Here is a 15,531-nt window from a genome sequence, read left to right as displayed (position 1 = left end):
TTTTAGTGACGGGTATCTGACGGCGTCTCGACACCCGCTCCGGAGAACAATTGAGTGACATCGGCGGCGTCGAACAGGTACTGCTGGTTGCAGAACTGGCAGTCGATCTCGATGTGGCCACCGTGTTCAACCACCAGGTTTTGCGCGTCTTCCATACCCAAACTGACCAACGCATTGGCCGAACGTTCGCGCGAGCAGCTGCAACGGAAGCGCAGTTTCTGAACATCGAACAGACGCACCTGCTCTTCGTGGTACAGGCGATGAAGCACGGTTTCGTTGTCCAGGCTCAGCAGTTCGTCAGCGGTCAGCGTGCTGCCCATCGCGGTGATGTGCTGCCAACTGGCGGCGCGATCTTCTTCGTCCTTCAGGCGGTCGGCGGGCAGTTGTTGCAGCAACAGGCCACGAGCGCGGCGGCTATCGGCGTAAAGCCAGAAACGCGTACCCACCTGCTGCGACATCACGAAATAGTTGGTGAAGCACTCCGACAGGGTTTCGCCGTCGAGGTCGACGATGCCTTGGTAGCGCTGACCCTGGTTCGGGTCGATGGTCAGCGTCAGCGAGCCGTTGGGCATCAGGTCAGCGAGGGTTGCGTCGGGGGCAATCTGGTCCGCTTCATAACGGGCCAGGCCACGAAGGTCGCGCTCGCTGGAGCACTCGATCATCAGCAACGGGATCGGGCCATCGGAACGGGCCTGAAGGATCAGCAGCCCATCGAACTTCAGGGTTCCGACCAGCAACGACGCGGCCGCCATCAGTTCGCCGAGCAGTTGCTGGACCGGCTCCGGGTAAGCATGTTTGGCGAGGACTTCGGCGTAGCTGAGCTCCAACGAGACCAGCTCGCCACGGGTGTCGCTGTCATCGAAGATGAAGCGTTGGGTGAAGTCGGTGTCCGCTAGATCGGTCATAAGTCTGGGTATCTGAATGGGTGACAATGGGGTTTAAACGGTATTAATCGCGCTTCTTGCAGCACTCGTGGTGCGTAACGCTCAGCCATGGCCGGCATTTTAGGAACAATCCCGGATTGTTCCTAGCGAGGCGGGCAATAGGCAATCCTTGGCTCCTGGCACCGCTAGTCTTCTGTTTATGGTCTATGGCTCAGGGACTGTGGCGATTTGCGACGAGCGGTTGTTTATCCGCTCGGTGCGCCGCAGACGAATCACCCTATATGGTTGCTCATCCTCGCAATTGCAAGTGAATGGCGCATCCTTTGAAAAGATCGCAGCCTTCGGCAGCTCCTACACGGGACTTGTATTCACCCTGCTGAGCTGCCGAAGGCTGCGATCTTTTTAGTCGCCGTGACTGTCTCCACGGAACTTGAACAGGTCCCGCCGCTGCTTTTTGCTCGGCTTGCCATCGGTGCTCACGCCCAAGGCGCCGGCCTTGCGCTGGGCCGCGGCATTCTCGCGCTTGGCAATGCTGGCTTCGGTTTCGGCGTACAACGTCTGCGCTTCCGGCGCGCCCCGGCGCACGATCGACAGCGCCTGGACCACCACTGTGCGCTCCTCGAAACCCGTGCGGATCACAAATTCATCGCCAATACGTGGCTCTTTGCCAGGCTTGCAGCGCTCGCCCCGGCAATGCACCTTGCCGCTTTCAATCGCCGCTTTGGCCAGCGCACGAGTTTTATAAAAGCGCGCCGCCCACAACCATTTATCGAGGCGGACTTTGTCGTCCTCTTCGTTTTTTTGTGCCATGGGATTTCCTCGTTCTGAAATATTGGTGAACTGTACTACCGTTTCTGTCGTACCAAGAATTACACCGTCTCGGATTACAATGCAGGCATTCCAGAACCGCCCTGCGGGACTGGAAATCCGGGCCGTAGATATCTGTCGCCTTTTAACCATTATTCTGCGTGAATACCGCGAATTCGGCTGCTTGCGGCCAGCGCGGTTTCTACCGGTTGAGCAATTTTGAAGACATTTGACCATTTGACCGTTGTCGGTCTGCGCGAGTGGGTGGCGCTCCCGGATTTGGGAGTCGCGGGCCTTCGGGCAAAAATCGACACCGGCGCCAGCACCTCCAGCCTGCATGCCACCGACATCGAGACATTCGAGCGCGACGGCGGGCAGTGGGTGCGTTTCACCGCACACCTGGGCACGGTGGTGCAATTGCGTCACCGCCGTTGCGAAGCGCCGCTGGTAACGATGAAAACCATTAAAAGCTCTAACGGTCATGCGCAGGTGCGATACGTGATCAGCACGACCCTGGCCCTTGGTGATCGGGTCTGGCGGGTTCAGTTCACGCTGGCCTGCCGCAAGTCCATGCGTTATCGCCTGTTACTCGGTTCCAAAGCCCTGATCGACGGCCAGCTGGTCGTTAATCCAGGCATTAAATATGTACAAGACAAGCCGGTGTTCCCGGTATCTACCTCCTCCACAGGTGTTGCATGAAGATCGCTGTGCTGTCGCGGAACCCGCGTCTGTATTCCACCCGCCGCCTGGTCGAAGCCGGTACCGAACGCGGCCATGAAATGGTGGTAGTCGATACCCTGCGCGCCTATATGAACATCGCCAGCCACAAGCCGCAGATCCACTATCGCGGCAAGCCGCTGGAGGGTTTCGATGCAGTGATCCCGCGAATCGGCGCGTCGGTCACGTTTTATGGCTGCGCGGTGCTGCGCCAGTTTGAAATGATGGGGGTTTTTCCACTCAACGAATCGGTAGCCATCGCCCGCTCGCGGGACAAACTGCGTTCGCTGCAATTGCTGTCACGCCGGGGGATCGGTTTGCCGGTAACCGGGTTTGCCCACTCCCCGGATGACATTCCCGACCTGATCGAGATGGTCAACGGCGCGCCGCTGGTAATCAAAGTGCTGGAAGGCACCCAAGGCATCGGCGTGGTGTTGTGCGAAACCGCCACAGCGGCGGAGTCTGTGATCGAGGCGTTCATGGGCCTCAAGCAAAACATCATGGTTCAGGAATACATCAAGGAGGCTGGCGGTGCCGATATCCGCTGCTTCGTGGTGGGCGACAAGGTGATCGCGGCGATGAAGCGCCAGGCCAAACCGGGTGAGTTTCGCTCCAACCTGCATCGCGGTGGCAGCGCCAGCCTGATCAAGATCACGCCAGAAGAACGCATGACGGCATTGCGTGCGGCGAAGGTCATGGGTTTGGCGGTGGCGGGGGTGGATATCCTGCGCTCCAATCACGGGCCGCTGGTGATGGAAGTGAACTCGTCGCCGGGGCTGGAAGGGATCGAGACCACCACGGGGAAGAATGTGGCCGGGATCATCATTGAGCACCTGGAGAAGAATGGCGGGCCGAATATGACCCGGACCAAAGGTAAGGGTTAAAAGCCAAAAGATCGCAGCCTGCGCCAGCTCCTACATGGGAATACGTACCCTGTAGATACAAGGAGCTGCCGCAGGCTGCGATCTTTTCAGTCTTTAAACGGCATCCCGAGGCAACATCAACCCCAGCGGCAACCGCACCCGCGCTTCAAGCCCACCGCCAGAACGGTTGCGCAACTCAACGTTGCCGCCGTGCATCGAAGCAATCCGCTTCACGATCGCCAAGCCCAAACCAGTGCCCTTCCCGCCACGCGCACGATCGCCACGGGTAAACGGGTTAAAGATCGCCTCAAGCTCTGACGGATCAATCCCGGCGCCACGGTCCATCACACTCAGCACCACGTATGGCGCAGCGGTGTCCCCGGAGACATACGCCGCTACTTCAACGCCATTACCGGCATGATGCAGCGCGTTGCCAATCAGGTTGTTCAGCAGGCGTTTCATCGACACTCGACGCAACGGGAACGGCTGGATCGGTTCCAGGCGCAAGCGCACCTTCTCTTCGTTCTGGTTGTACGGCGCGGCAACTTCACGAACGAGATCGCTCAAGTCCACCTCTTCCACCGACTCATCGCGGCCATCGCGAATGAACGCCAGGAACTGGTCGAGAATCGCGTCCATGTCTTCGATGTCGCGGACCATGTCGTCCGTCAAGTCGTTGCGGTCGCCCATCAGTTCCAGGGACAGCCGTAATCGGGTCAGTGGCGTGCGCAGGTCATGGGAGACCCCGGCCAGCATCAGCTCGCGCTCGCGTCCGGCCTGTTCGACGTCCTCCGCCATTTGGTTGAAGGCGCGATAAACCTCGGTCATTTCACTCGGCGTATCGCTGATCGGCAGACGCACGCTGCGCCCCTGACCGAGCTGCCTCGCGGCATAGACCAAGCGTTTCAAAGGTTGATTGAGCTGGCTGACGAAGATCCACGCCGAGGCGGTGGACAGCAAGCCGATAGCGAGGAACCAACCGAGCACGTTCCAGATTTTCTGGCCGCGCAGTGGATGCGGGTACAACGGCACCTTCAGCCATCCATCGCCCAGGCTCGGCGCCCGAACCCACAGCGCCGGCGGCGAATGCATGCGTAACCGCACTTCGGTATCGGCACCCAGTTCGGCTTGCATTTGCCGCTGATAGATCTCGCTGTAAGGCCAGTGTTGCTCGCCTTCCGGCACACCCGCGCCCACTACCCGAATCAGGGTCGCGGCATCGGCAATCTTGTCACGGTTGTTTTCGTCGGCGGCCCAATAGGCGCGTAGCGTCAGGGCGACGCCGTGGCTGTATTGGCGGTCCACCAGCACGTCTTCGTTCATCAACAGATAAACCAGCGTCAGCGCCTTGGAGAACAGAACGACGATGAGCACCAGCCAAAGGGTGCGGGAGAAGAAGCTTTGGGGGAACCAAACCGGGGTTTTCATGGATAACCGCTACACACTTGCAGGAGCGAGCGATGCTCGCACATTGCGGATCGCGAGTCTGCGGGCAAGGTCTTCTAACCGCTGCCCGCGCAACCCGCTCCTACAAATCGCCGATCACTTGGTGGCGGCGCCATCCGGAACGAACACATAGCCCACGCCCCAGACGGTCTGGATGTAGCGCGGCTTGGACGGATCAGGTTCGATCATCCGGCGCAGGCGGGAAATCTGCACGTCGATGGAACGCTCCAGCGCATCCCACTCGCGGCCACGGGCCAGGTTCATCAGTTTGTCGCGGGTCAGTGGCTGACGGGCGTTCATTACCAGCGCCTTGAGCACCGCAAACTCACCGGTGGTGAGCATGTGCACTTCTTCGCCGCGCTTGAGTTCGCGGGTAGCCAGCGACAGTTCATAGTCACCGAAGGTCACGCTTTCGTCTTCGCTGCCCGGCGCGCCCGGCACCGGAGCCGATTGGCGACGCAGGACCGCTTTGACGCGGGCCATCAGCTCGTCCGGGTTGAACGGCTTGGCCAGGTAGTCATCGGCGCCCAGTTCCAGGCCCTTGATGCGGCTCAGCTCATCGCCCTTGGCGGTCAGCATGATGATCGGAATCTGATTGTTCGCGCCACGCAGGCGGCGGCAAGCAGTCAGGCCGTCTTCGCCGGGCAGCATCAGGTCGAGGACGACCAGGTTGAACACTTCACGCGCCAGCAGGCGGTCCATTTGTTCCGTGTTCGGTACCGCGCGTGCGCGATAGCCCTTGCTGACGAAAAAACGTTCCAGCAGGCTGCTGAGCCCTGGATCGTCGTCAACGATGAGAATTTTTTCGCCTTCAGCAGTTTGTGCAGTGCTGCTCATTGGATGCTCCTTTGATCTCGGCGCGCATTATGGCGTAGCTGTCGTTATACGCACCGTGTGCATTGTTAGCAGATTTTTCCTTTATCGCCAGAAAACCGCCCGTTGCACCGGGCAACCCCTGATGCCCCCGAACGGCGAACGCTGGTTATAATGCGCGGCCTTTTGTGTCAGGCAACGTCTGATCATTACGCCCGGTGGCCGCTTTTTATTTTCATGGTGCCGGCAGTAATTGTTCGATTTCACGGGTCAACGGGATACCTTTTGATCCAGGTAGCGGCGCCGGCCAGGCCGCTCAACCAGACTCGCCGAGGCCCTATCTCTGCGCCTGCGAGCCTGCTTTCACAATTTGTCAGGTGGTTTTATGGACAGCATCAACAGCCGCATCGCCGAGGAACTCGGCGTCCGCCCACAACAGGTCGAAGCGGCCGTCGCGCTACTCGATGAAGGCTCCACGGTGCCCTTCATCGCCCGTTACCGGAAAGAAGTGACCGGCAGCCTCGATGACATTCAGTTGCGTCATCTGGAAGAGCGTCTGCGCTACCTGCGAGAACTCGACGAACGGCGCATCAGCATCCTGGCCAGCATCCAGGAGCAAGGCAAGCTGACCCCGCAACTGGAACGCGATATCAAACTCGCCGACACCAAGACCCGCCTCGAAGATTTGTACCTGCCGTACAAGCAAAAGCGCCGCACCAAGGGCCAGATTGCACTGGAAGCCGGCCTCGGCGACTTGGCTGACGGCTTGTTCAACGACCCGAGCCTGACGCCGGACGCTGAAGCTGCACGCTTCGTCGATGCCGAAAAAGGCGTGGCCGATGTAAAGGCGGCCCTCGAAGGCGCCAAGTACATCCTGATGGAACGCTTCGCAGAAGACGCCGGCCTGCTGGACAAGCTGCGCAGCTACCTCAAGCAGGAAGCCACCCTCAGTGCCCGCGTGATTGCCGGCAAGGAAGAGGAAGGCGCCAAGTTCCGCGACTACTTCGAACACGACGAACCGCTGAAAAGCATGCCGTCGCACCGCGCCCTGGCGATTTTCCGTGGTCGTAACGAAGGCATTCTCAGCTCCGCGCTGAAAGTCGGCGACGAGCTGCCGGGCACCATGCACCCGTGCGAAGGCATGATCGGCCAGCAATTCGGCATCCAGAATCAGAACCGCGCCGCCGACAAATGGCTGGGGGAAGTGGTGCGCTGGACCTGGAAGGTCAAGCTCTACACCCATCTGGAAACCGACCTGCTGGGCGAACTGCGCGATGGCGCGGAAACCGAAGCCATCAATGTCTTCGCACACAACCTGCACGACTTGTTGCTGTCGGCCCCGGCCGGTCCGCGCGCCACCCTGGGCCTCGACCCGGGCCTGCGCACCGGTTGCAAGGTCGCCGTGGTCGACTCCACTGGCAAGCTGCTGGATCACGCGACGGTTTACCCGCACGTACCGCACAACAAGTGGGACCAGACCCTCGCGATTCTTGCCGCCCTGTGCGCCAAGCACGCGGTCGACCTGATTGCCATCGGCAACGGCACCGCCAGCCGTGAAACCGACAAACTGGCTGCCGAGCTGATCAAAAAATACCCAGCAATGAAGATGACCAAAGTCATGGTCTCCGAGGCCGGCGCATCGGTTTACTCGGCATCGGAACTGGCTTCCAAGGAATTCCCGGACCTCGACGTGTCGATCCGTGGCGCGGTGTCGATTGCCCGTCGCCTGCAAGACCCGTTGGCCGAACTGGTGAAGATCGATCCGAAATCCATCGGTGTCGGCCAATACCAGCACGACGTGTCGCAATTGAAACTGGCTCGTGGCCTCGACGCTGTGGTCGAAGACTGCGTGAACGCCGTTGGCGTGGATGTGAACACTGCCTCCGTGGCGCTGCTGGCGCGCATCTCCGGCCTCAACGCAACACTGGCACAGAACATTGTCAGTCACCGCGACGAGCACGGCGCGTTCAAAACCCGCGCGGCGCTGAAGAAAGTCGCGCGTCTGGGTGAAAAGACCTTCGAACAAGCCGCCGGTTTCCTTCGCGTCATGAACGGTGAGAACCCGCTGGATTCGTCCGCCGTTCACCCGGAGGCCTATCCGCTGGTGCAGCGCATCGCCGCTGAAACGGACCGTGACATTCGCTCGCTGATCGGCGACGCAAGCTTCCTCAAGCGCTTGGACCCGAAGAAGTACACCGACGAAACATTCGGTCTGCCGACGGTCACCGACATTCTGCAAGAGCTCGAAAAACCCGGTCGCGACCCGCGTCCCGAGTTCAAGACTGCCGAGTTCCAGGAAGGCGTCGAAGACCTCAAGGACCTGCAACTGGGCATGATCCTCGAAGGCGTGGTGACCAACGTGACCAACTTCGGCGCGTTCGTCGACATCGGCGTGCATCAGGACGGTTTGGTGCACATCTCGGCGCTTTCGGAGAAGTTCATCAAAGATCCGCGTGAAGCGGTGAAGGCCGGTGATGTGGTCAAGGTGAAGGTCATGGAAATCGACATTCCGCGTAAACGCGTGGGCCTGTCGATGCGCATGAGCGACACGCCGGGCGAGAAAATCGACGGTGCCCGTGGTGCACGTCCGGGTTCGGCACCGCGCCAGTCCCAGAACACTGCACCGCGCAAGGAAACCACGGCTCCGGCCCCGAGCAACAACGCCATGGCTTCGCTGTTCGCCAACGCCAAGCAGTTGAAGAAACGCTGATGGACATCCCGGCCGGCTTGACCGAAAGCGCGTTTTTCAAGCTGCTGGGGTGCCGCTTGCACAGTTTGGAAACCGGGGTGGCGCAAGTCGCCCTGGCGCTGGAACCAGAACTGCGCAACCGTGGCGGCAAGCTGCACGGCGGGGCTTTGTTCAGTCTGGTAGACATTGCGATGGGGCTGGCCTGTTCCAGCACCCATGGCTTTGACCAGCAGAGCGCGACCATCGAGTGCAAGATCAACTACATCCGCGCCGTCTCGGACGGTGAGGTGATGTGCACGGCCCGAGTGATCCACCCGGGTCGCCGCACCTTGGTGGTTGAAGCCGACGTGATGCAAGGAGACAAACTGGTCGCAAAAGCGCAAGGCACGTTCGCTGTCCTGTAGCTAGAAGTCATCGATTTGGGTTAATTTCCACGCAACGAAACCTGTAGGAGCTGCCGCAGGCTGCGATCTTTTGATTTTGTTTTTTTCAAAAGCAAGATCAAAAGATCGCAGCCTGCGGCAGCTCCTACAGGGGTTTGTGCATGGCTGTGCGGCTCTAAAAACCAGGCGAAAACGCCAGTTTCAACTTCACCCTTGTAGACCGTCTTGCCCACCCCCATATTGGGGCGACTGACGCGTGAAGGAATCCAACTTGAGCGAACTTCTCAACCGCCGCCTGGCTCTGCTCGGCGAGCGCGCTAACCTCTCTCTGCTCGAACAGTGCCTTCACGGCATCGAACGTGAATGCCTGCGCGTGACCGATGAAGGTCGCCTGGCGCAAACGCCGCACCCGGAAGAATTGGGTTCCGCGCTGACCAACGAACAGATCACCACCGACTATTCCGAGTCGCTGCTGGAGTTCATCACTCCGGCCCTGCCCAACCCGGCGGACACTCTGGCGAGCCTGGACAAGATTCACCGCTTTGCCTACAGCAAGCTCGGCAACGAGTACCTGTGGAGTCCATCGATGCCGTGCCCGTTGCCGGCCGAGGAAGATATCCCGATTGCCTATTACGGCACGTCCAACATCGGTCAGCTCAAGTATGTCTATCGCAAGGGTTTGGCCCTGCGTTACGGCAAGACCATGCAGTGCATCGCCGGGATTCACTACAACTTTTCCCTGCCGGAAAAACTCTGGCCGCTGCTCAAGCAGGCCGAGGGCTTTGTCGGCACCGATCGCGACTTCCAGTCGTTTGCCTATATCGCGCTGATCCGCAACTTCCGCCGCTACAGCTGGCTGCTGATGTACCTGTTCGGCGCGTCGCCGGCGCTGGACGCGGGTTTCCTGCGCGGCCGTTCGCACCAGTTGGAACAGCTGGACCCGGACACCTTGTATCTGCCGTACGCCACCAGCCTGCGCATGAGCGACCTGGGTTACCAGAGTAACGCCCAGGCGGGCCTGACCCCGTGCTACAACGATCTTGGCAGCTACATCGACAGCCTGCGCAAAGCGGTGGCCACGCCGTACGCGCCGTATGTCGAAGTCGGCACCCACAAGGACGGAGAGTGGGTTCAGCTCAACACCAACATCCTGCAGATCGAAAACGAGTACTACTCCAACATCCGCCCGAAGCGCGTGACCTACACCGGCGAGCGGCCGATTCAGGCGCTGATGGCCCGTGGCATCCAGTACGTCGAAGTACGCTGCCTGGACATCAACCCGTTCTTGCCGACCGGTATCGACATCACCGAGTCGCGCTTCCTCGACGCGTTCCTGCTGTTCTGCGCGCTGAATGACAGCCCGCTGCTGACCAACACCACTTGCAACAACGCGACTTCGAACTTTCTCAGCGTGGTCAAGGAGGGTCGCCGTCCGGGCCTGCAACTACAACGCGACGGTCAGCTGGTGGACCTGAAAGAGTGGGCTGGCCAATTGCTGGAAAACATCGCACCACTGGCCGCGCTGCTGGATCAAAGCCATGGCGGTGATACGCACAGCAAGGCGTTGGACGCTCAGCTTGCCAAGGTCAAGGACCCGTCCCTGACGCCCTCGGCCCAGGTGCTGGCAGCCATGGCCGAGCACAAGGAAAGCTTTGTCCAGTTCTCCCTGCGCCAGAGCCGCGCCCATGCGGAGTTTTTCCGTAGCGAGCCGTTGGCAGCGGAGGAACAGGCCAAGTTTGAAGAACTGGCGCGTTCGTCGCTGGCTCAGCAGTCTGAGCTGGAACAGAACGAAGTTGGCGATTTCGATGTGTTTGTCGGGTCGTACCAGGCCAGTATTCTGGCGATCAGCAACTAATCATCGTCTATAAAAAGATCGCAGCCTTCGGCAGCTCCTAAACGGGATTTGTATTCACCCAGCAGGAGCTGCCGAAGGCTGCGATCTTTTGATCTTCAAAAATCTTATCTAATAAGCTAATTCGAAAAAGTTATTTATTTTCGAATTCTTATATCATTTAGTCTCCTTTCACGCCGACTCTCGGTCGCCTGACAAGGAGCTTCCTCGATGAAACTGCATTTCCCTCTTCGCCTGCTGGCGGCCGCATCGCTGGCCGCAGCAAGCTTCTTTGCCCAGGCAGCCGACGTAACCGTCGCCTACCAGACCACCGTTGACCCGGCCAAAGTCGCCCAGGCCGACGGTGCTTACGAAAAAGCCACCAACGCCAAAATCGACTGGCGCAAATTCGACAACGGTGCCGACATCATCGCCGCCATCGCCTCCGGCGACGTACAGATCGGCTACCTCGGTTCCAGCCCTCTGACCGCAGCCATCACCCGCAAAGTCCCGGTGGAAACCTTCCTCATCGCCACTCAGATCGGCGCTGCCGAAGCCCTGGTCGCTCGCGACGGCTCCGGGATCAAGACGCCACAAGATTTGATCGGCAAGAAAATCGCCGTGCCGTTCGTGTCCACCGGACATTACAGCCTGCTGGCCGCGCTGAAGCACTGGAACATCGACCCGTCGAAAGTCACCGTCCTCAACCTCGCCCCGCCAGCCATCATCGCCGCGTGGAAACGCGGTGACATCGATGCCACCTACGTTTGGGACCCGGCGCTCGGCGTGGCCAAGGAAAACGGCAAAGTGCTGATCACCTCCGGCGAACTGGCCAAGTTCGGCGCGCCGACTTTCGATGCCTGGATCGTGCGTAAAGACTTCGCCGAGAAGCACCCGGAAATCGTCACCGCGTTCGCCAAAGTGACCCTGGATGCTTACGCCGACTACCGCAAAGACCCGAAAGCCTGGCTCGCCAACCAAGGCAACGTCGACAAGCTGGTGAAACTGTCCGGCGCCAAGGCCAGCGACATTCCGCTGCTGCTGCAAGGCAACGTTTATCCGCTGGCGGCTGATCAGGTGATCACCCTCGGCGCACCGACCACCAAAGCCATCACCGACACCGCCGCATTCCTCAAGGAGCAAGGCAAGGTCGAGGCTGTGCTGCCGGACTACGCACCGTACGTCAGCGCCAAATTCATCACCAACTGATCGGGAGTTAACCGCGATGGCCTTGCTACAGCTGGAGCGCATCAGCGCACAGTACCCCGGTGCAGCAGAACCTGTGCTGGCGGATATTTCCCTGAGCCTTGGGCCCCAGCAATTGCTGGTCGCCCTCGGCCCGTCCGGCAGTGGCAAGACATCGCTGTTGAACCTGATTGCCGGTTTCGTCGAGCCCAGTGCCGGGCGCATCACTCTTGATGGCGTGCCGGTCAAAGGCCCGAGTGCCGAGCGCGGTGTAGTGTTCCAGGACGACGCTCTGCTGCCTTGGCAGGACGTGTTGGCCAACGTCGGTTTCGGCCTGGAACTGGCCGGCATTGCTCGGGACAAACGCGAAATCCGCGCTCGGGAAATGCTTGCGCTGGTGGACCTCTCGGGATTTGAACAGCGTCGGATCTGGCAACTCTCCGGCGGCCAGAAACAACGTGTTGGCCTGGCCCGCGCCCTCGCTGCCGACCCACGAGTGTTGCTGATGGACGAACCCTTCGGCGCCCTCGATGCCTTCACCCGCGAACAGATGCAGGAGCTGCTGCTGCAAGTCTGGCGACGCACCGCCAAACCGGTGTTCCTGATTACCCACGACATCGAAGAAGCGGTATTCCTCGCCACCGACCTGATTTTGCTGGCACCTAATCCAGGGCAAATCGTCGAACGCTTGAGCCTGGATTTCGGTCAGCGTTACGCCGCTGGCGAGTCGGCTCGGGCAATCAAGTCCGACCCGCGTTTCATCGAAACCCGCGAACACGTACTTGCCAAAGTGTTCTCCCAACGCAGCGCCGCCCAGCGGCAGGAGCGCGCATGAGCAGCTATGAAATTCCGGCCGTCGCAGTGAAAACCGGTTCGACAGTGATCCCGGTCCGGCGCAGCTTGAGCACGCGCTGGATCAGCGTACTGACGCTGGTCGCGCTCGTAGCCATTTGGTGGGCTGTCACCGCCACCGGTTTAATCGAACCGTTGTTCCTGCCGCCACCGTCCGCCGTGCTGCAAAAAGGCTGGCTGCTGGCGACCAGCGGTTACATGGATTCGACGCTGTGGCAGCACCTGGGCGCGAGCCTCGGCCGCATCGGTCTTGGCCTCGGCTTTGCCGTGCTGACCGCCGTTCCGGTGGGCATCGCCATCGGTCACAACCGCATCGCGCGCGGCATTCTCGATCCGCTGATCGAGTTCTACCGCCCGATTCCACCGCTGGCCTATCTGCCGTTGATCGTGATCTGGTGCGGCATCGGTGAGCTGTCGAAAGTCTTGCTGATCTATCTGGCGATTTTTGCCCCGATTGCCATCGCCACCGCCACCGGCGTGCGCACTGTCGACCCGGCCAAATTGCGCGCCGCGCAGTCGTTGGGTGCAACCCGCGCCCAGTTGATTCGCCATGTGATTCTGCCGAGTGCCTTGCCGGATATTCTGACCGGTGTGCGCATTGGCCTGGGCGTCGGCTGGTCGACGCTGGTTGCCGCCGAACTGATCGCTGCCACCAGTGGCTTGGGCTTCATGGTGCAGTCGGCTGCGCAGTTCCTGGTCACCGATGTGGTGGTGCTGGGGATTCTGGTCATCGCGCTGATCGCCTTCGCCATGGAAATGGGCTTGCGCGCCCTGCAACGTAAATGTGTGCCGTGGCACGGCCAGGCGCACTGAAGCATTTGGATTGCCCCTTTATTTGGATCAACCCTGTAGGAGCTGTCGAGTGAAACGAGGCTGCGATCTTTTGATCTTGCTCTCTAAAAACAACATCAAAAGATCGCAGCCTCGTTTCACTCGACAGCTCCTACAGGGGCGGTGTCGTTCACAACGTTCATGTACGACACCCAAAATTTAAGAGAACCACCATGAGCCACCTGACCATCGTCCCCTTAAGTTTCGCCCTCGGCGCGCAAATCAGCGGCGTCGACATCAGCCAGCCGCTGACCCTCGAACAACGCGATGCCATCGAGCAAGCGCTGCTCAAGCATCAGGTGCTGTTCTTCCGTGACCAGCCGATCACGCCGCAGCAACAGGCGCGTTTCGCCGCCAATTTTGGCGACCTGCACATTCATCCGATTTACCCCAATGTGCCGGAACAACCTGAAGTGCTGATCCTCGATACGGCCGTCACCGACGTGCGCGACAACGCGATCTGGCACACCGACGTGACCTTCCTGCCGACCCCGGCCATGGGCGCGGTGCTGAGCGCCAAGCTGCTGCCGGAATTTGGCGGCGACACGCTGTGGGCCAGTGGTATTGCAGCGTATGAAGCGTTGTCGGCGTCGATGAAAACCTTGCTTGAGGGACTGACCGCTACCCACGATTTCACCCGCTCGTTTCCGTTGGAGCGCTATGGCAACACGCCTGAAGCGTTGGCTCAGTGGGAAGAAGCACGCCGGAAAAACCCGCCACTGTCGCACCCGGTAATCCGCACGCACCCGGTGAGCGGGCGTCGCTCGCTGTTCGTCAACGAAGGCTTCACTTCGAAGATCAATGAGCTGTCGGACACTGAAAGCGAGGCGATTCTGAAGTTTTTGTTCGCCCACGCCACCCGACCGGAATTCACCATCCGCTGGCGCTGGCAGCAAGACGACATTGCTTTTTGGGACAACCGCGTGACCCAGCATTACGCGGTGGATGACTACCGTCCGGCGCGAAGAGTGATGCAGCGGGCGACGGTGTTGGGGGATGTGCCGTTTTTTTAGGATCAAAAGATCGCAGCCTGCGGCAGCTCCTACATGGGAATGCGAAGGCTGCGATCTTTTGCTTTTTAACGGTTACTCAGCCGTCGAAGGCTTCTCCCAAAGATTGATCCCGCCCTCTTGGGCAAACCGGTCAATCTCTGCCAGTTCCTCTGCGCTAAAACTCAAGTTCTTCAACGCCCCGACGTTCTCGATAATCTGCTCCGGCCGGCTCGCACCGATCAGCGCCGAGGTCACGCGCGGATCACGCAGGGTCCAGGCCAGCGCCAGTTGCGCCAGGCTCTGACCACGACGCTTGGCGATCTCATTCAGTGCCCGCACATGGGCGATGTTGGCCTCGGACAAGTGGGACGCCTGCAATGAACCACCTCCCGGACGGTTGACCCGCGCATCTTCCGGGACGCCGTTGAGGTACTTGTCAGTCAGCAGCCCCTGAGCCAACGGCGTGAAGGCAATCACGCCAGTGCCAAGTTCGTCGGTGGTGTCCAGCAGGTCTTTTTCGACCCAACGGTTGAGCAGGTTGTACGCCGGCTGGTGAATCAATAGCGGGACTTTCCACTCTTTTAACAGCGCGGCCATTTCGCGAGTTTTCACCCCGGAATAGGACGAGATACCGATGTACAACGCCTTGCCTTGTTGCACGGCCGTGGCCAGCGCACTGGCGGTTTCTTCCAGTGGCGTGTCCGGGTCGAAGCGGTGCGAATAGAAGATATCCACATAGTCGAGGCCAAGGCGCTGCAGGCTCTGGTCGAGGCTGGCCAGCACGTACTTGCGCGAACCGCCGCCCTGACCGTAAGGGCCGGGCCACATGTCCCAGCCGGCCTTGCTGGAGATGATCAATTCATCGCGGTACTGCTTGAAGTCTTCACGCAGCAACCGCCCGAAGTTGATCTCGGCACTGCCGTACGGCGGGCCGTAGTTGTTGGCCAGGTCGAAATGGTTGATGCCCAGGTCGAACGCCGTGCGCAACAACGCCCGCTGGGTGTCGATCGGCGTGCTGTCGCCAAAGTTGTGCCACAGGCCCAGGGACAGTGCCGGCAGCACCAGTCCGCTGCGGCCAACGCGGCGGTAAGGAATGGAGTCGTAGCGGTTTTCGGCAGCGGTGTAAGTCATCGAATCCTCTCTTGTCTGTCTTGAATCTGGTATCGACTGCTTCGCCAGTCGCCCAGCATACGCTCAGTCAAATGCCGGTAAACCTCGGACTCGATAAAATGCTGAAA

At 60.0% G+C, this 15,531-nt stretch carries 14 protein-coding genes; 9 read left to right on the top strand and 5 right to left on the bottom strand.

The window, feature by feature from the left end; genetic code table 11:
• Positions 1-2: 2 nt before the first annotated feature.
• Both hslO and KUF73_RS27775 read right to left on the bottom strand, forming a co-directional pair.
• Complete coding sequence (gene hslO, locus KUF73_RS27780) at positions 3-905, bottom strand: Hsp33 family molecular chaperone HslO (protein ID WP_218441158.1); 903 nt, start codon at positions 903-905, stop codon at positions 3-5.
• 381 nt (positions 906-1,286) lie between these two features.
• Complete coding sequence (locus KUF73_RS27775; protein WP_218441157.1) at positions 1,287-1,694, bottom strand: RNA-binding S4 domain-containing protein; 408 nt, start codon at positions 1,692-1,694, stop codon at positions 1,287-1,289.
• 234 nt (positions 1,695-1,928) lie between these two features.
• Between KUF73_RS27775 and KUF73_RS27770 the strand changes: the two genes are divergently transcribed.
• Together KUF73_RS27770 and rimK are read left to right on the top strand one after the other, a co-directional pair.
• Entirely contained in the window at positions 1,929-2,390 is a 462-nt protein-coding gene (locus KUF73_RS27770) for an ATP-dependent zinc protease (protein ID WP_218441205.1), read from the top strand.
• Positions 2,387-3,292, top strand: a complete 906-nt coding sequence (gene rimK / locus KUF73_RS27765) for a 30S ribosomal protein S6--L-glutamate ligase (RefSeq protein WP_007972871.1) — start codon at positions 2,387-2,389, stop codon at positions 3,290-3,292. Before KUF73_RS27770 ends, rimK begins: the two co-directional genes overlap by 4 nt.
• 93 nt (positions 3,293-3,385) lie before the next feature.
• Here rimK and KUF73_RS27760 read toward each other — a convergent pair whose 3' ends face one another.
• Positions 3,386-4,699 (bottom strand): ATP-binding protein, encoded by a 1,314-nt coding sequence (locus tag KUF73_RS27760; RefSeq protein WP_218441156.1) that lies wholly within the window; start codon positions 4,697-4,699, stop codon positions 3,386-3,388.
• Positions 4,700-4,813: 114 nt separating this feature from the next.
• On the bottom strand, positions 4,814-5,554 hold the full coding sequence (ompR, locus tag KUF73_RS27755; RefSeq protein WP_218441155.1) for a two-component system response regulator OmpR: 741 nt from the start codon (positions 5,552-5,554) through the stop codon (positions 4,814-4,816).
• Between the two features lie 361 nt (positions 5,555-5,915).
• Here ompR and KUF73_RS27750 point away from each other — a divergent pair, with 361 nt between their 5' ends.
• The 7 genes from KUF73_RS27750 (at position 5,916) to tauD (ending at position 14,314) form a co-directional block, all read left to right on the top strand.
• On the top strand, positions 5,916-8,240 hold the full coding sequence (locus KUF73_RS27750) for a Tex family protein (protein WP_218441154.1): 2,325 nt from the start codon (positions 5,916-5,918) through the stop codon (positions 8,238-8,240).
• Positions 8,240-8,623 carry a PaaI family thioesterase gene (locus KUF73_RS27745; protein WP_007972875.1) on the top strand — a complete coding sequence of 128 codons (384 nt, stop codon included), beginning with the start codon at positions 8,240-8,242 and terminating at the stop codon, positions 8,621-8,623. The genes KUF73_RS27750 and KUF73_RS27745 overlap by 1 nt, the downstream gene beginning before the upstream one ends.
• Positions 8,624-8,873: 250 nt before the next feature.
• A complete protein-coding gene (gene gshA, locus KUF73_RS27740) occupies positions 8,874-10,457 on the top strand; it encodes a glutamate--cysteine ligase (protein WP_218441153.1) in 1,584 nt (527 codons plus the stop codon).
• 207 nt (positions 10,458-10,664) lie between these two features.
• A complete protein-coding gene (gene tauA / locus KUF73_RS27735) occupies positions 10,665-11,642 on the top strand; it encodes a taurine ABC transporter substrate-binding protein (RefSeq protein WP_218441152.1) in 978 nt (325 codons plus the stop codon).
• Positions 11,643-11,658: 16 nt separating this feature from the next.
• Positions 11,659-12,453: a taurine ABC transporter ATP-binding subunit gene (gene tauB, locus KUF73_RS27730; protein WP_218441151.1), complete on the top strand. Its 795-nt coding sequence runs from the start codon at positions 11,659-11,661 to the stop codon at positions 12,451-12,453.
• Positions 12,450-13,283 carry a taurine ABC transporter permease TauC gene (gene tauC / locus KUF73_RS27725; RefSeq protein ID WP_218441150.1) on the top strand — a complete coding sequence of 278 codons (834 nt, stop codon included), beginning with the start codon at positions 12,450-12,452 and terminating at the stop codon, positions 13,281-13,283. The genes tauB and tauC overlap by 4 nt, the downstream gene beginning before the upstream one ends.
• Before the next feature lie 191 nt (positions 13,284-13,474).
• Complete coding sequence (gene tauD, locus KUF73_RS27720) at positions 13,475-14,314, top strand: taurine dioxygenase (RefSeq protein ID WP_218441149.1); 840 nt, start codon at positions 13,475-13,477, stop codon at positions 14,312-14,314.
• Positions 14,315-14,386: 72 nt separating this feature from the next.
• Here the strand turns inward: tauD and mgrA are convergent, their stop codons facing one another.
• Positions 14,387-15,424 (bottom strand): L-glyceraldehyde 3-phosphate reductase, encoded by a 1,038-nt coding sequence (mgrA, locus tag KUF73_RS27715; RefSeq protein WP_201235989.1) that lies wholly within the window; start codon positions 15,422-15,424, stop codon positions 14,387-14,389.
• Between the last annotated feature and the right edge of the window lie 107 nt (positions 15,425-15,531).

Source organism: Pseudomonas sp. PD9R, from assembly GCF_019200975.1.
Taxonomy (GTDB): domain Bacteria; phylum Pseudomonadota; class Gammaproteobacteria; order Pseudomonadales; family Pseudomonadaceae; genus Aquipseudomonas.
This window is presented reverse-complemented; position numbering and strand designations above follow the sequence as displayed.